The 15,023-nt window shown below is 72.0% G+C and carries 15 protein-coding genes; 7 read left to right on the forward strand and 8 right to left on the reverse strand.

What is annotated here, in order from left to right; genetic code table 11:
- Nucleotides 1-7: 7 nt before the first annotated feature.
- From AC07DS_RS11025 to AC07DS_RS11035, 3 genes are all read right to left on the reverse strand, one after another.
- On the reverse strand, nt 8-2,239 hold the full coding sequence (locus AC07DS_RS11025; protein ID WP_479144143.1) for a molybdopterin oxidoreductase family protein: 2,232 nt from the start codon (nt 2,237-2,239) through the stop codon (nt 8-10).
- Nucleotides 2,240-2,396: 157 nt separating this feature from the next.
- Nucleotides 2,397-3,014 (reverse strand): TetR/AcrR family transcriptional regulator, encoded by a 618-nt coding sequence (locus tag AC07DS_RS11030; RefSeq protein WP_479144144.1) that lies wholly within the window; start codon nt 3,012-3,014, stop codon nt 2,397-2,399.
- Nucleotides 3,015-3,099: 85 nt separating this feature from the next.
- On the reverse strand, nt 3,100-3,636 hold the full coding sequence (locus AC07DS_RS11035; RefSeq protein ID WP_479144145.1) for a hypothetical protein: 537 nt from the start codon (nt 3,634-3,636) through the stop codon (nt 3,100-3,102).
- 155 nt (nt 3,637-3,791) lie between these two features.
- On the opposite strand from AC07DS_RS11035, the gene hmgA reads away from it, so the two are divergent.
- Genes hmgA through AC07DS_RS11050 form a run of 3 tightly spaced genes read left to right on the forward strand, consistent with a single transcriptional unit; the run spans nt 3,792 to nt 7,150 of the window.
- A complete protein-coding gene (gene hmgA, locus AC07DS_RS11040) occupies nt 3,792-5,165 on the forward strand; it encodes a homogentisate 1,2-dioxygenase (RefSeq protein ID WP_479144146.1) in 1,374 nt (457 codons plus the stop codon).
- A gap of 45 nt (nt 5,166-5,210) precedes the next feature.
- Complete coding sequence (locus AC07DS_RS11045) at nt 5,211-5,960, forward strand: GntR family transcriptional regulator (RefSeq protein ID WP_479144147.1); 750 nt, start codon at nt 5,211-5,213, stop codon at nt 5,958-5,960.
- Between the two features lie 26 nt (nt 5,961-5,986).
- The gene (locus tag AC07DS_RS11050; RefSeq protein ID WP_479144148.1) at nt 5,987-7,150 is read left to right on the forward strand and encodes a type ISP restriction/modification enzyme; all 1,164 of its coding nucleotides are present in this window, start codon (nt 5,987-5,989) and stop codon (nt 7,148-7,150) included.
- On the opposite strand, the gene AC07DS_RS11055 is transcribed toward AC07DS_RS11050, so the two are convergent.
- On the reverse strand, nt 7,147-7,602 hold the full coding sequence (locus AC07DS_RS11055) for a nucleotidyltransferase domain-containing protein (protein ID WP_479144149.1): 456 nt from the start codon (nt 7,600-7,602) through the stop codon (nt 7,147-7,149). The genes AC07DS_RS11050 and AC07DS_RS11055 overlap by 4 nt on opposite strands.
- 48 nt (nt 7,603-7,650) lie before the next feature.
- Complete coding sequence (locus tag AC07DS_RS11060; protein ID WP_479144150.1) at nt 7,651-8,361, reverse strand: TetR/AcrR family transcriptional regulator C-terminal domain-containing protein; 711 nt, start codon at nt 8,359-8,361, stop codon at nt 7,651-7,653.
- Nucleotides 8,362-8,424: 63 nt separating this feature from the next.
- On the opposite strand from AC07DS_RS11060, the gene AC07DS_RS11065 reads away from it, so the two are divergent.
- The 3 genes from AC07DS_RS11065 to AC07DS_RS11075 are packed head-to-tail and all read left to right on the forward strand — an operon-like array spanning nt 8,425 to nt 11,401.
- Entirely contained in the window at nt 8,425-9,381 is a 957-nt protein-coding gene (locus tag AC07DS_RS11065; RefSeq protein ID WP_479144151.1) for an ATP-binding cassette domain-containing protein, read from the forward strand.
- Nucleotides 9,378-10,160 carry an ABC transporter permease gene (locus AC07DS_RS11070; protein WP_479144152.1) on the forward strand — a complete coding sequence of 261 codons (783 nt, stop codon included), beginning with the start codon at nt 9,378-9,380 and terminating at the stop codon, nt 10,158-10,160. Before AC07DS_RS11065 ends, AC07DS_RS11070 begins: the two co-directional genes overlap by 4 nt.
- Before the next feature lie 44 nt (nt 10,161-10,204).
- Nucleotides 10,205-11,401, forward strand: coding sequence for a CaiB/BaiF CoA transferase family protein (locus AC07DS_RS11075; protein WP_479144153.1), 1,197 nt, complete (start codon nt 10,205-10,207; stop codon nt 11,399-11,401).
- Nucleotides 11,402-11,454: 53 nt separating this feature from the next.
- Here AC07DS_RS11075 and AC07DS_RS11080 read toward each other — a convergent pair whose 3' ends face one another.
- The 3 genes from AC07DS_RS11080 to AC07DS_RS11090 form a co-directional block, all read right to left on the reverse strand.
- Nucleotides 11,455-11,721 (reverse strand): hypothetical protein, encoded by a 267-nt coding sequence (locus AC07DS_RS11080; protein WP_479144154.1) that lies wholly within the window; start codon nt 11,719-11,721, stop codon nt 11,455-11,457.
- Nucleotides 11,722-11,847: 126 nt separating this feature from the next.
- Nucleotides 11,848-12,666 (reverse strand): anti-sigma factor, encoded by an 819-nt coding sequence (locus AC07DS_RS11085; protein ID WP_479144155.1) that lies wholly within the window; start codon nt 12,664-12,666, stop codon nt 11,848-11,850.
- A complete protein-coding gene (locus AC07DS_RS11090) occupies nt 12,663-13,205 on the reverse strand; it encodes a sigma-70 family RNA polymerase sigma factor (protein WP_479144156.1) in 543 nt (180 codons plus the stop codon). Before AC07DS_RS11090 ends, AC07DS_RS11085 begins: the two co-directional genes overlap by 4 nt.
- 211 nt (nt 13,206-13,416) lie before the next feature.
- On the opposite strand from AC07DS_RS11090, the gene AC07DS_RS11095 reads away from it, so the two are divergent.
- Nucleotides 13,417-14,958, forward strand: coding sequence for a DUF4331 domain-containing protein (locus AC07DS_RS11095; protein WP_479144157.1), 1,542 nt, complete (start codon nt 13,417-13,419; stop codon nt 14,956-14,958).
- Nucleotides 14,959-15,023 lie beyond the last annotated feature (65 nt).

The following is a 15,023-nucleotide window of genomic DNA, read 5'->3' on the forward strand; positions in this document are numbered from 1 at the left end:
CTCCAGGTCACAGCTGTGCGGTGAGTTCGACGGGCACTCCGTTGAGGACCGCGTTGCCCGACAGCGGGTCGAGCAGGCTGCCGTCCAGGAGCTGGTTGACGTTGACACCGGGCTCCCGGACCGCGTGGCTCATCCGGGTCCCGGGGCGGTCGTGACCCCAGCCGTGCGGCAGGCTCACCACGCCCGGCCGGACGCCGTCGGTGACCTCGGCGGGGGCGACCACCTCTCCCCCGGCCCCCTTCACGCGTACGTCCGCCCCGTCCCGCACACCGAGGCGCTCCGCGTCCTCGGGGTGGATGTGGAGGGTGCAGCGGTTGCTGCCGCCGGTGAGGGCGGGCACGTTGTGCATCCAGCTGTTGTTGGAGCGCAGATGGCGACGGCCGACGAGGACGAGCTCCGCGGGGCGCTCGCGCAGGGCGGCCCGGAGCCGGGGCAGGTCGCCGGCGATCGGCTCGGGCAGCAGCTCGACCCTGCCGCTCACGGTCTTCAGGGGCTGCGGCAGCCGGGGCCGCAGCGGGCCGAGGTCGATGCCGTGCGGGTGCGCGAGCAGCCGGTCCAGGTTCAGCCCGTCGGGCCGTACGCCGAAGCCGTCGCCGTAGGGGCCGAGGCGCAGCATCAGGTCGAGCCGGCGCTCGGGGCCGGTGTCCCCGGTGAGCTGTGCGGCGAGTTCCTTCGGGTCGCGGCCGTGCACCGGGGAGTGGGCCTCCTGGACGGCCTTGCCGAGGGTCTGCTCGATCACCATCGTGTCCACCGCGCCCGGGTCGGCGCCGTGCATGCCGGTCACGGCCAGGGTGAGCCGGGCATGGATCTCCGTCTCGGCCATGCGGCCGGGTTCCAGGGGTACGGCGGGGCGGCTGTAGCGGACCTGGTTGCGGACGGCGAGGGTGTTGAAGGCGAAGTCGTGGTGCGGGCTCTGCGCGGGCGGCGGCGGGGGCAGCACGACGTCGGCGTGGCGGGAGGTCTCGTTGAGGTAGGGGTCGACGCTGACCATGAAGTCCAGCGAGTCCAGTGCCTTGTCGAGGCGCCGGCCGTCGGGGGCGGACAGCACCGGGTTGGCCGCGATCACGACGAGCGCGCGGATGGGCTCGCCCGCCTCGGTGGCGGTGTCGATCTCCTCGGCCAGCGCGGAGAGCGGCAACTCGCCCTTGGCCTCCGGAAGTCGCCGCACCCGTGAGTGCCAGCGGCCGAGCGCGAAGCCGTGTCCGGGGCCCGCCGGACGGGGCGTCCTGTCGGTGGCCGCCTGCGGGAACAGGGCGCCGCCCGGCCGGTCCAGGTTGCCGGTGAGGATGTTGAGGACGTCGACCAGCCAGCTCGCCACGGTGCCGTGCGGAACGGTGCAGCTGCCGATGCGGGCGTAGACCGCGGCGGTGGGGGCGGCGGCGAGTTCGCGGGCGAGCGTGCGGATGAGGGCGGGCTCGACGTCGCACGCCCCGGCGACGGCCTCGGGGGTGAACTCCCTCAGGGAGTCGCGGAGTTCGGGTAGTCCCTGGACGTGCGGGGCGAGCTGCCCGAGGTCGGTCAGGTCCTCCTCGAACAGTACGGTGGCCATCGCGGCGAGCAGCAGGGCGTCGGCTCCGGGCCGGACGGCGATGTGCCGGTCGGCGAGCTTCGCGGTCCGGGTGCGGCGCGGGTCCACGACGGTGAGCCGGCCGCCGCGGGCCCTGAGGGCCTTGAGCTTGCCGGGGAAGTCGGGTGCGGTGCACAGACTGCCGTTGGACTCCACGGGGTTGGCGCCGATGAGGAGCAGATGGTCGGTGTGGTCGAGGTCCGGCACCGGGATGGCGTGGGCGTCGCCGAAGAGCAGTCCGCTGGAGACGTGCTTGGGCATCTGGTCGACCGTGGAGGCGGTGAACAGGCTGCGGGTGCGCAGCGCGCCGAGCAGGACCGGAGGGTAGAGGGCGCCGGCCATGGTGTGCACGTTGGGGTTGCCGAGGACGAGTCCGAGGGCGTCGGCGCCGTACCGCTCCACGACCGGGCGCAGGCCCGCGGCGACCGCGTCGAAGGCCTCCTCCCAGGTGGCCTCGCGCAGGGTGCCGTCCTCGCGGACGAGCGGGGTGCGCAGCCGGTCGGGGTCGCCGTCGACGGCGCCGAAGGAGGCGCCCTTGGGGCAGATGAACCCCTTGCTGAAGACGTCCTCGCGGTCGCCGCGGGCGCCGGTGACTCGGGTGCCCTCGATGGTGAGGGTCAGCCCGCAGGTCGCCTCGCACAGGGGGCAGATTCGCAGGGCGGTGCGGGACACGGGTCCTCCCGGAGGGTCGGCGGCGGCCGTACCGCTGGGGCACAGGCGGGCTGGGGCGAGCATACCGACCGGTAGGCATGGAGGGGAGCCCCTTGTCGCCGCCGGGATCTGCACGAGAGGCCCGGCCGGGACGAGAGGCCCGGTCGAGACGGAAGGCTCAGTCGAGCACACGCCCCAGGTACGCCCGCAACAGCTCCCGCGTCTCGTGGATGATCGCCTCGTCGCCCTGGGGGTCGATCCGGAAGGCCAGCTGCACGAGGGTGTCCGCGCTCTCCACGGCGACCAGGAAGACGCGTCGCAGCTCGTCGTCCGGGGTCCGGCCGAGAAAGCCGGCGAGCAGGTCGGTGAGGCGGTCGGCGACCCGGGTGTTGGGTTCGGCCTCGCGGACGCCGACGGGGATCTGGTTGCCGAAGTCCACGAGGGAGAAGCCGGGCGCGGTGCGCTTCATGCTCAGGTACTCGTCCAGTACGGCGTCCATGGCATCCCGCCAGTCGCCCTGCCGTGCCTCCTGGAGGCGCTGCGTGACGCGCTCGGTGTACCGCTCCAGGTTGCGCTGGGCGAGGGCGTCGGCCATCTGCCGCTTGTTGCCGAAGAAGCGGTAGACCGAGCCGATGGGCACTCCGGCGCGCAGGGCCACCGCACGGGTGCTCAGCTCGTCGTAGCCGACCTCGTCGAGGAGGTCGGCGCAGGCGTCCAGGATCCTGGTCAGCCGTTCGGCGCTGCGCCGCTGGACAGGCGCGCGACGAAGCGATGTCGCGTGGGGCACGGACTTCATGATGCCTTTCCGCCGGGATCCGGTGAACCTCGCCCCCCAGTACGGAAAAGGGTGCCCGTTGCACTCATCGGGGAGGCACCCGCCCTCATCGGGGTGTCGCCGCCGGCCCCGTCTCCGCGCCGGACGCCGTGATGTCGGCGGTGCTCTGGACCGGGTCGCCGTGCACGGCCCACACCGTGCCGTCGTCGGCGTACAGGCGGGCGGTGACGTGATGGGTGCCGTGCGGGACCAGGCGGGGGGTCAGGTGGTACTCGGGTGCGCGCAGCCGGGAGACCTGGCGGCCGTCGACGAAGAGGGACGCGAGGCCGTGCCCGGGGACCGCCTTCGACCGTTCGCCGGCCGGGGAGAAACGGAAGTGGCGCAGGCTCAGCCGCACGTTCCAGCCGCCGGCGGCGTCCGGGGTCACCTCGACACCGACCTCGGGTGCGTCCTCCTTGCCGACCTCGCGCAGATGGCGGCCGGTCTCGTCCGTGTCGTCCAGGACCTTGCCCACGGGAGAGGGCGAGACGGCACCGGCGCTCCCGTGCGCCTCACCGGTCCCGCAGCCCTGCAACCCGAGCGGCAGCAGGACGCAGACCGAGAGCAGGGTCAGGGCTCTGCGCCTCCATGACGTCCACGACATGCCCGGGAGATTAGAACAACGTTCCGCCAACCGAATCCCCCTCAAGTCTGGTTCCGGCCCCGCCCCGGGAGGAAGGACGACCCCAAGCCCTCTTGCGCCCGCCCCCACTCATTCCTACGGTGATGCATAGGAATGAGGAGCGCAAGGGAGCGATCATGAGCGATGGGGGCACCGCCCGCGCGAGCGAATTCGAGCGTGGGGGAGCACGGAAGACCGCCGAGGGACTGTCGTATCTGTCCGGGTTCGGCAACGAACACGCCTCGGAGGCGGTGCCGGGCGCCCTGCCCGAGGGCCGCAACTCGCCGCAGCGCGCGCCGCTCGGCCTGTACGCCGAGCAGCTGAGCGGTTCGGCCTTCACCGAGCCGCGGTCGCACAACCGACGCTCCTGGCTGTACCGGGTCCGCCCGTCGGCCGCGCACCCGGCGTTCACCCGGACCGGCAACGGCGCGATCCGCACCGCTCCCTTCACCGAGACCGTGCCCGACCCGAACCGGCTGCGCTGGAACCCGCTCCCCGAGCCGCCGACCGGCACGGACTTCCTGGCGGGCCTGTGGACCCTGGGCGGCAACGGGGACGCGAGCCAGCGCTCCGGCATGGCCGTGCACCTGTACCACGCCAATTCCTCGATGGAGCGGGTCTTCTCCGACGCCGACGGGGAACTGCTGATCGTGCCGGAGCGCGGCGGGCTGCTGCTGCACACCGAGTTCGGCGGGCTGCATGTGGAACCGGGCCATGTGGCGCTGATCCCACGCGGGGTGCGCTTCCGTGTGGAGCTGCTGGACACCGCGCCGGACGGCGGGCAGAGCCCGACGGCACGCGGCTATGTGTGCGAGAACTACGGGGCACCCTTCCAGCTCCCCGACCTCGGCCCCATCGGCGCCAACGGGCTCGCCAACGCCCGGGACTTCCGGGCACCGGTCGCCGCGTACGAGGACGTGGAGGGCCCGGTGGAGGTGGTGAACAAGTTCTGCGGCAACCTCTGGACGGCGACGTACGACCACTCGCCCCTCGACGTGGTCGCGTGGCACGGCAACCATGTGCCGTACGTCTACGACCTGCGCCGTTTCAATGTGATCGGCACCATCTCGTACGACCACCCGGACCCCTCCATCTTCACGGTCCTGACCTCCCCGTCGGACACCCCGGGCCTGGCCGGCGTCGACTTCGTGGTCTTCGCGCCCCGCTGGCTGGTGGGCGAGGACACCTTCCGGCCGCCGTACTTCCACCGGAACGTGATGAGCGAGTACATGGGCCTCGTCGAGGGCGCCTACGACGCCAAGGCGGAGGGCTTCGTGCCGGGCGGCGGCTCGCTGCACAACATGATGTCCGCGCACGGCCCGGACCGGGAGACGTTCGACAGGGCGAGCGCCGCCGAACTGAAGCCGCAGAAGATCGACGACGGGCTGGCGTTCATGTTCGAGACGCGCTGGCCGGTGACGCTCACCCCGCACGCGGCCGGTGCGGACCACCTCCAGCAGCGGTACGACGACGTGTGGCAGGGACTCGAACGTCACTTCCGCGCGCTGTGACAGCTGCGTTGCACAGAACGTTCCTCAACAGGTACGGATAGCCATGTGACCTCATTCGCTCCGGATTCGATCGTCCTGAACCGCAAGCTGCCGCTGTGGTACCAGGTGTCGCAGTCGCTGCGCGCCTCGATACTCGGCCGCTCGCCACGGGATCCGCTGCGCCTGCCCACCGAGGAGCAGCTGGCCGGGCACTACGGGGTCAGCGTGCTGACCATGCGGCAGGCGCTGAAGGAACTGGAGGACGAGGGGCTGATCAGCCGGCACCGGCGGCGCGGCACGTTCATCGAGCCGGACGTGCGGCGCGGTGCACCGGTGCGGCTGCTCGGCTCGGTGGACGCGATCGTGGCCCAGCAGTCCGGTATGACGACCGAGCTGCTGGACCACGGCCGCGTCCCCGTGCCGGCCGGTCTCGCCGAGCACTTCCCCGACCTCACGGAGGTGGCCACGTACCACCGCCTGCGCAGCGACGAGAAGACCGGCGAGCCGACCAACCACGCCCTCAACCACGTACGACCCGAACTGGCCGCGCGCATCGACCTGGACGACCTGGTCCGCTGGCCGATGACGAAGGTGCTGCGGGACGTCGTCGGCGCGGACATCAGCCGCATCACGGACACCGTGGAGGCGAGGCTCGCCGACCCGGAGACCGCCCGCCTGCTGGAGGTGCCGCTGCTCAGCCCGATCCTGCACTACACGGGCGTGACGTACGACGCCGAGGGCCGGGTCCTGGACGTGGCGGTCATCCACTACCGGGGGGACCGCTTCTCCTTCACGGTGACCCTGGACGCCACCTGACCCGGCGCGCGGAAGCAGGCCGTACCATGCCCAGCGTGACGCACGACGACGCTCCGCTGCTCGCGGACCTCATGCCGTGGTCCGTCGCACCGCTGCGGCCGGGCCGCGCCTGGCCGACGGCACCCGACGCGGCGTCCCTGAAGACCCGCTGGGCCGCCCTGCTCAAGTCCGAAGGGCCGGACCGGGAGGCCCTGTTCGAGCCGACGCGCTCCCGTACGCCGCAGTCGGCGGTGGGGCAGCTGCCGGGCCAGTCCACCGGCACGGAGCGGCTGGCGCGCGCCGAGGGCCCCTGCGCCGAACCGGTACGGGTCCTGGCGGCACCCTTCGACGAGCAGTGGCTGATCCCGGACCACCGGCTGATCGACACGGCCCGCCCGGAGTTGTGGCGGGTGGCCGACGAGCACCAGGTGTTCGTGGTGGAGACGGGCACGGAGACGACCGGGCACACCCCCCTCCTGGCGACCGCTCTCCTGCCCACCCTGCGCACCGGCCGCATTCGCCCGCTGTACCGCCGCCCGGGCGGCACGGAACCGAACCTGGCGCCGGGCCTGCTGGACCACCTCTCCGCCCGGCTCGGCACACACCCCGGCCCGCCGGACGTACTGGCCTGGATCATGGCGGTGATCCGCCCCGACCTCACCGTGCCGCTCACCGAGGACCCGGAACTCTGGTCCGGGGGCGTCGAGCTGGGCCACCGCATGCTGTGGCTGATGCGCCGCGACGGGGACCGCCCCAAACTCCCCGGCGGCCGCCGCCCCTACGTCCGCGCACCCCTCCCCGCCCGCCCCGCGACCGTCGGCTTCGACCGCGACGAGGAGACCCTCCACCTCGACGAGGGCCGCATCTCCCCCGTCCCACCGGGGGCCTGGGACTACGAGGTGTCGGGCGCCCGCGTCCTGGAGGCCTGGTTGGCTACCCGCACGGCCTCGCCCGAGCCCGGCACCCTGGCCGCCATCCGCCCGACCGCCTGGCCCCAGCCCTGGACCTCCGAACTCCTCGAGCTGATCACGATCCTGGCCCTGCTGTCGGAGCTGCGCCCACAGCGGGCCGGCTTGAAGCCCGTCTCGACGATCACCGCGGCGGACCTCCGCAAGGCGGACGTCCTCCCGGCGCCGGACTCGTCCCACCGCCCCGCCTCGGTCCTGGACCACCACGAGGAGGGCCCGGAGGGCCAGTTCGCGCTGCTCTAGCGCGGCTCGTCCAGGGCGGCCCGCAGCCGTGCGACGTCCTCGACGTCCTTGGCACGGCGGGGCCGGGACGGATCCCAGACGGGCATCATCCGCTTGATCTCGATCTGGGCGCGCGGACCGACGATCGCAACCTCCAGGGCTCCGATACGGCCCGGCTCGGCGTCGAGCAGGGTGAAGCTGCTGTCCAGGCCGTCCTTGGTGAAGTCCAGCTGGAGATCCGCGGGCGGGCCGGGCACCGGCCGGTGGCCGGCCCGGGCCAGGACGGCGGCAAGGCGCGGCGCGTCCCAGGCCCAGGCGAACCAGTCGATGTCCCCGTGATCGCGGGTGACCTCACCGAGAAAGGAGTCCATGGCCCAGCCGCCACGCAGCCACAGCTCGATGCCGTCGCCGCGAGCCGCATCCAAGTCATGTGCGATCAGTATGAGTTGACGCTCGGCGCGCTCCTGATCCATCAGTCCCACCGAGACCCCCCAGCGGCGGGGCGGCACCGGCCGCCCGGGCTAGCGCGGCGCGAACCCATCCAGCACCCGCTCCAACGCCCGCTGGAAGACCGCCTCCAGATCGACCGGCCCCGGATCCTCGCTGAACGCAGCCGCCATTCTCGGATGCGCGCCGGAGGCGAGCCGGCCGCTCAGGTACGCGGTACGTGCCGCGTTCTCCTCGTCCTCCGACCAGGGCAGCGCGCGCACCCGCTCGGCCGTGTCGAACTCGTTGCGGACGTAGGTGGTCACCACGCCGTTCAGCATGGCGATGAGCTCGAATTTGGTGCCGTTGGACACCTCCAGCGGGTCCAGGCAGGCCAGGCAGTGCTCCAGATAGCGAAGGGCGTGCGGGCTGAAGCCGTAGACCGGGGACATCAGGCGCGGCACCCACGGGTGGCGGTGCATCAGCGCGCGGGTCCCGTGGGCCACCCGGAGCAGATCCGCCCGCCAGTCCCCACCGGGCTCCCACAGGACGTGCTCCGCGCTCACCGCGTCCATCATCAGCTCGTACAGGTCCTCCTTGCGGGGGACGTAGTTGTAGAGCGACATGGTGCCGCAGCCCAGCTCGGCCGCCACGTGCCGCATCGAGACCCCGTCGAGCCCCTGCGCGTCGGCGATCCGGACGGCCGCCGCCGCGATGTCGTCGCGGGTGTGGGCCGGCTTCGGGCCCCGGCCGGTGCGCTCGGGGCGCGCCCAGATCACTTCGGGGACGGCCCCTCGGTCTGTCATCGGTCATCACCTCGGCCACCATCGTAGTTACGTACGACGTACGTAGTGCGCTATGGTCGCGACATGACTACTACGTACGGTGTACTCAGTGAGGGGTTGGAGAAGCGCTTCGGAGCCGTGCACGCCCTGCGGGGGCTCGACCTCGCCGTGGGGCAGGGGACGGTGTGCGGGCTGCTGGGCCAGAACGGCGCGGGGAAGACGACGGCGGTACGGCTGCTGACCACACTGCTGCGGCCCGACGCCGGCTCGGCGCGGGTGGCCGGGCACGACCTGGTGCGGAACCCGGCCGCGGTACGGCGCCGGATCGGGGTCGCCGGGCAGTACGCCTCGGTCGACGGGGACCTCACCGGCCGGCAGAACCTGCGGCTGTTCGCGCGGCTGCACCGGGTGCGGGGCCCGGCCGGCCGCGCCGACGAGCTGCTGGAGCGGTTCGGGCTGGCCGAGGCCGCGGACCGCAGGGCGGCCACCTACTCGGGGGGCATGCGGCGCCGGCTGGACCTCGCGGCGAGCCTGATCCGCCGGCCCGACGTGCTCTTTCTCGACGAGCCGACCACCGGCCTCGACCCGGCCAGCCGCACCCGCATCTGGGAAGCGGTGCGCGACCTGAAGGCGGACGGCACGACGGTGCTGCTCACCACGCAGTATCTGGAGGAGGCCGACCGACTCGCCGACGACATCGCCCTGGTGGACCGGGGCAGCGTCGCCCACACCGGGTCACCCGCCGAACTCAAGGCGCTCATCGGGTCGCACGCCGAGGCCGTTGTCGCGCACGCCGAAGGGCTGCTGGACGCGGCCGGCGTGCTCGACCGACTCACCGGTTCCGCGCCCGTGTTCGACCATGAGCGCAACGCCGTCGGCGCGGTCACCACCGACCCGACCCTCACCCTGCCCCGCCTGGTGCGCGAACTGGACGCGGCCGGCGTGCCGTTGCTCGACGCGAGCCTGCGGCCGCCGACCCTCGACGACGTCTTTCTGCGGCTCACCGGAGAGCCCGCCCACGACAGGGAGCCTGTGGCATGAGCGCGTTGACCCACGACGGATGGGCAATGACGGGCCGGCAGCTGCGCCGGGTCCGCAACAGTCCCGGCCTCGCCGTGCTGACCCAGCTGATGCCGGTCAACATGCTGCTGTTCTTCGGCTACGTCTTCGGCAGTGCCCTGGCGATGCCCGGCCGCGAGTACCGTTCCTTCCTCGTGCCGGGGCTGCTGGTCGCGACCGCCGCCGGCGGGCTCATGACCGGGATGTTCCAGGCCGCCGCGGACACCCACCGGGGTGTGATGGACCGCTTCCGCACGATGCCGGTGAGCCGGGCCGCCGTGCCGCTCGGGCAGGCGGTGGCGGACCTCGTCGTCACCACCCTCGGCACCGTCCCCCTGCTGCTGGTGGGGCTCGCGGTGGGCTGGCGGATCGAGGGCTCCGTGCCCGCGGCAGCCGGGGCCGTGGCGCTGCTGCTGCTCTTCCGGTTCGCCTGCACCTGTGCCGGGATCTTCCTCGGGCTGCTCACCCGCAGCGAGGACGCCGCCGGGCAGCTCGGTGCCTCCTCCTTCGTGCTGCCACTGCTGTCGAACGCCTACATTCCCACCGGAAACCTGCCCGGCTGGCTGCGCACCCTCGCCGAGTGGAACCCGATCAGCGCGGTGACCACCGCCCTGCGGAAGCTGTTCGGCGACGCACGCGTCCCGGCGGACTCCGCCTGGCCGGTGGCCCACCCGGTCACCGGGGCGCTGCTGTGGAGCCTCGCCCTGATCGCCGTGTTCCTGCCCCTGGCCGTACACCGGTACGCGCACGGCGAGCGATGACCCACTGCTGACAAAGCCGCCGGTCAGGGGAGATCATCCACCCCATGGACCTTCTCCCGCTGCCCCTGGAGGGCATCACCGTCGTCGCCGTCGAACAGGCCGTGTCCGCGCCCTTCGCGACCCGGCAGCTCGCCGACCTGGGCGCCAGGGTCATCAAGGTGGAGCGGATCGACGGCGGCGACTTCGCACGCGGGTACGACACCGCGGCCGGGGGCCTGGCCTCGCACTTCGTGTGGTGCAACCGGGGCAAGGAGTCCATCGCGGTCGACCTCAAGGACCCGCGCGGCCTGGACGTCGTACGGCGGCTGATCGCGGACGCGGACGTGTTCGTGCAGAACCTCGCCCAGGGGGCCGCGGCCCGGCTGGGGCTCGACGCGGCCACACTGTGCGCGGCGGATCCGCAGCTGATCGCCGTGGACATCTCGGGGTACGGCAGCTCGGGGCCGTACGCGGACAAGCGGGCGTACGACATGCTCGTGCAGTGCGAGGCGGGGCTGGTGTCGGTGACCGGCACGCCCGGGCAGCCCGTCAAGGCGGGGATCCCGGCGGCGGACATCGCGGCGGCCATGTACGCCTTCTCGGGGGTGCTGGCCGCGCTGGTGCGGCGCGGCACGACCGGCCGGGGCGGGCCGGTCGAGGTGTCCATGCTGGAGGCGCTCGCCGAGTGGATGGGGCATCCGCTGCACCACGCGATGCACGGCGGTGAGCCCCCGGCCCGTACCGGCCTCGCGCATGCCGTCATCGCTCCCTACGACGCCTATGCGACGGCTGACGGCGGACGGGTGCTGTTGTCGGTGCAGAACGACCGCGAGTGGCGGCGGCTCGCCGAGCAGGTCATAGGACGGCCGGAACTGGCGACGGACCCGGCCTGCGCGACGAATGCGGCGCGGGTGGCCAACCGGGAGCGGACCGACGAACTGGTCGCCGGGGCACTGGGCACGCTGAGCGCGGACGAGGCGCTGGGCCGGCTGGAGCGCGCGGGCATCGCCTGCGCACGGCTCAGGGATCTGCAGGAACTCGCGGAGCATCCGCAGCTGGCGGCCAGGGAACGGTGGCGTCAGGTGGGTTCGCCGGTGGGGCCGCTGAAGGCGTTGTTGCCTCCCATCACACTGCCGGGCGGGGACGAGGCACGGATGGGTGATGTGCCCGCGCTCGGACAGCACACCGGGGCGCTGCTGCGTGCCGTGGGGATGACGGACGACGAGATCGCAGCGTTGCGCCGGGCCGGTGTGGCGGCCTGAGCGCGGGCCTCCTGGATCAGGATCCAGGTACTGCCGGTTCGCTCAGTGACTGCTCAGTGCCCGCCGAACAGCGAGCGGCGCAGCCGGCGCAGCGGCGCGAAGAGGGAGACGCGACTGACCCGCCTGCCCCGGTCGCTGCGCTCGCGCGGGGTGTCACGTGCCGTCAGCTCGAGCATCAGCGAAGTCGCCTCGGCCGCCTGCTGGTGCGGTATGGCGGGACCCGCCAGCACCGAGAGATGGCGGTCGAGGCGCGAACTGGTCGCGCTGCTCCCGCAGGTAATAGCAGGGACCCTGGCCCTGCTGCGTGTTATCTGCTCCATGTCACTCCCCACCCGTACGAGTCCACCCGGCCCGGGCAGAGTAACCCTATCCCCCCAGTGGGGCACGCGTGTATCGCGCCCACAGGATTCACCTTCCCCGCAAGGCTGTTGACCATCCCTCGACGACTACTCTCCGAATCCGACCGATTTCAGGGTGAGTTGGACAAGGGGCTGGCCGGTGGGCTGTGCTGACCCTCCGTCAGGCTCGACGGTTACTGCGAGTGACGTCGAGGACTTGCCGAGACCCTTGGCGACCAAGGGCGTGTCGCCCGCGAAGAGCCCGAGGGAGCGCGGTTGCACATGGGGGCGCATGAGCCAGAGCTGGTGCACGCGGCCGCCGGACGGGGTGCCGTATCCGCTGAGGGTGACGACGGCCCGCCCCTCGGATGCGGAGGCGATTACTCCGATACTGCGGCCCCGGGCGTCCTCGCTGTTCGCGGCGCGGGCGTCGCGAGCAGCCAGAACGTGTGCGATCTCACGTGCCTGAGCCCGTTCGGCGTCGAGCCTGCCCTGGGTGCGGTTCGCCTGGACGGCGAAGAGGGAGGCGACGACCAGGGCCGCGGCGGCGGTCGCCGTGGCGAACGGGACGAAGAGGGGGCGCCCGCGGGGCGTACGGGTGCGCGACGGCGGAGGCTGGGTGCCCCAGACGTGCGGCGGCAGCTGGGGCGAGCGCTCCCGCGCGGGCGCGGGACCCTGCTCCTGCGGGGTGGTGCGGACGGCGGCCAGGACCCGGTCGCGCAGGGCGGCCGGCGCGGGTGCCGCCGCGGACCAGGCGAGGCGCACCGCGTCCTCGGACAGGGCCCGCACCTCTGCGGCGCAGCGGTCACAGCCCTTCAGGTGCTTCTCGAAGCGGCGCCGCTCGGCCGGGTCGAGGGCGTCGAGCGCGTAGGGAGCGGCGAGGGAGTGCAGGTCCTCGCGGCCCAGCATGCGGCCGAGGATGCTCATGCGGCACCTCCCAGGCACTCGCGCAGCCGGGTGAGTCCGTCGCGCATCCGCGTCTTGACCGTGCCCAGCGGCAGCTTCAGCCGCTCGGCCACCTCACGGTACGTGTAGCCGTCGTAGTAGGCGAGCGTCACGGACTGGCGCTGCAGCGCGGTGAGCCGGTTCAGGCAGCGGCGCACCCACTCGCGCTCCAGGCCTGCCTCGACCTCCTCGGAGACATGGTCGAAGGCGGGTTCCCCGGCGCGCAGGGCCTCGCGCTGTTCGCGTTCGCCGGCCGCGCGGGCGCTGCGCACCCGGTCGACGGCGCGGCGGTGGGCGAGGGTGAGGATCCAGGAGAGGGCGCTGCCCCGGGCGGGGTCGAACCGGGCGGCGGAGCGCCACAGTTCGAGCAGCACCTCCTGGGCGACCTCCTCGGACTGGGCGGGGTCGCGCACCACCCGTCGCACGAGCCCGAACACCGGTCCGGACACCAGTGCGTACAGATCCTCGAACGCCCGCTGGTCACCGCCCGCCACGAGCACGAGCAGTTCGTCCGCCTCCACCCCGTTCCCCCTTCCGTGGCCGCAGCCGGCCGCCCTGCCTCTGACTCCACGCATCCGCACGAGCGCACACCTCCGGCGGGTGATACGGATCAGCATGCCGAAAACGCGGGTCCGAAAAGCCGAAAAGATTTTTTCCGCCGGACCAATCCGATCGGCTCCTCGGCTCCGTATACCCGTCCGTCAAGGCAAGTTGGCACTGAGGACGGACGGCATGACACCTCTCATCTCCAGGAGCGGCACGGGACGCAAGGGCCTGGTCACGCTCATCTGTGGTGCGCTGGCCGCCGGAGGGCTCGCAGCCGCCGGCGTCGCCACGCTGGAACCCGGGGCGGCATCCGCCTCCTCGCACCGGGAGGCCCCGCTGATCTCGGGGACCCCGCAGTACGACAACACGGACCTGTACGCGTTCGTGAGCCCGGACAAGCCGGACACCACGACGATCGTGGCCAACTGGATCCCCTTCGAGGAGCCGGCCGGCGGACCGAACTTCTACACGTTCGCGGACGACGCGCAGTACGACATCCATGTCGACAACAACGGTGACGCGCAGGGCGAGCTGCTCTTCCGCTACACGTTCAAGACGCACGTCAAGAACAAGAACACCTTCCTCTACAACACGGGGGCGGTGAAGAGCCTCGACGACCCGAACCTGAACATCACGCAGACCTACAACATCGACCTGGTCAAGCTGCACAACCAGAAGGTGGTCTCCAAGACGAGGCTCGCGGACAACGTGCCGGTCGCGCCGTCGAACGTGGGCAAGGCGTCGATGCCGGACTACGCCAAACTGCGGTCCCAGGCGATCTACAAGACGGCGGGCGGTGGCGCGACCTTCGCCGGCCAGGCCGACGACCCGTTCTTCGCCGACCTGCGGGTCTTCGACCTGCTCTACGGCGGGAACCTCTCCGAGGTCGGACGGGACACGCTCAAGGGCTACAACGTCAACACGATCGCGCTGCAGGTGCCCAACGACCTGATCCGCGAGTCGTCCAAGCAGCCGGTCGTCGGCATCTGGTCGACGACGCAGCGAAGGAACGCGCAGGGTTACTACGAGCAGGTGTCCCGCCTGGGCAACCCGCTGGTGAACGAGGTCGTCAACCCGCAGAAGGACAAGGACAAGTTCAACGCGTCCCAGCCCTGGTACGACGCGCAGTTCCTGAAGAACGTGACCAACCCCGAGCTGCCGAAGCTCATCGAGTCGATCTACAAGATCAAGGCACCCGCCGAGCCGCGCAACGACCTGGTCGACGTGTTCCTCAAGGGCGTCAAGGGCCTCAACCAGCCGCCATACGTGAAGCCTGCGGAGGAGCTGCGCCTCAACACCTCGATCAAGCCGAGCATGCACCCCAAGCGGCTGGGCGTCCTCGACGGTGACAACGCGGGCTTCCCGAACGGCCGTCGCCTCACGGACGACGTGATCGACGCCTCGCTCCAGGTGGTCGAGGGCGAACTGGTCGGCTCCAAGAACGACCTGGGCGACGCGGTCGACAAGAACGACAAGGGCTTCGAGAAGTACTTCCCGTACGTGGCCGAGCCGACGGCCGGTTCCCGCGGCGCCCTGGCCAAGGGCACGTCCGGCAACGCCGACGTCCGCAGCCAGCTCGGTGACGCCCTGCAGCCCGCCGGGTCCTCCTCCGACGGCTCCGGCAACACGATGCTGATCGCCGCCTCGGCGGCCTCGGGTGCGGCCGGGATCCTGCTGATCGGCACCGCCTTCGCCTGGTGGCGCCGCCGGATGCAGCGTCCGTACTGACCCGCATCCCCCTGACCGGCGCGGCCCGTATCCCCCTCCCCCACGGCGGGCCGCGCCCTTTTTCT

Source organism: Streptomyces sp. NPDC044064 (genome assembly GCF_056434245.1).

Excerpts from the sequence above, each read along its gene's own strand:
- AC07DS_RS11095 (WP_479144157.1), top strand. The coding sequence starts at position 13,417 with ATGACACCTCTCATCTCCAGGAGCGGCACGGGACGCAAGGGCCTGGTC.
- AC07DS_RS11035 (WP_479144145.1), bottom strand. The coding sequence starts at position 3,636 with ATGTCGTGGACGTCATGGAGGCGCAGAGCCCTGACCCTGCTCTCGGTC.
- AC07DS_RS11075 (WP_479144153.1), top strand. The coding sequence starts at position 10,205 with ATGGACCTTCTCCCGCTGCCCCTGGAGGGCATCACCGTCGTCGCCGTC.
- hmgA (WP_479144146.1), top strand. The coding sequence starts at position 3,792 with ATGAGCGATGGGGGCACCGCCCGCGCGAGCGAATTCGAGCGTGGGGGA.
- AC07DS_RS11030 (WP_479144144.1), bottom strand. The coding sequence starts at position 3,014 with ATGAAGTCCGTGCCCCACGCGACATCGCTTCGTCGCGCGCCTGTCCAG.
- AC07DS_RS11060 (WP_479144150.1), bottom strand. The coding sequence starts at position 8,361 with ATGACAGACCGAGGGGCCGTCCCCGAAGTGATCTGGGCGCGCCCCGAG.
- AC07DS_RS11055 (WP_479144149.1), bottom strand. The coding sequence starts at position 7,602 with ATGGATCAGGAGCGCGCCGAGCGTCAACTCATACTGATCGCACATGAC.
- AC07DS_RS11070 (WP_479144152.1), top strand. The coding sequence starts at position 9,378 with ATGAGCGCGTTGACCCACGACGGATGGGCAATGACGGGCCGGCAGCTG.
- AC07DS_RS11085 (WP_479144155.1), bottom strand. The coding sequence starts at position 12,666 with ATGAGCATCCTCGGCCGCATGCTGGGCCGCGAGGACCTGCACTCCCTC.
- AC07DS_RS11080 (WP_479144154.1), bottom strand. The coding sequence starts at position 11,721 with ATGGAGCAGATAACACGCAGCAGGGCCAGGGTCCCTGCTATTACCTGC.
- AC07DS_RS11050 (WP_479144148.1), top strand. The coding sequence starts at position 5,987 with ATGCCCAGCGTGACGCACGACGACGCTCCGCTGCTCGCGGACCTCATG.
- AC07DS_RS11065 (WP_479144151.1), top strand. The coding sequence starts at position 8,425 with ATGACTACTACGTACGGTGTACTCAGTGAGGGGTTGGAGAAGCGCTTC.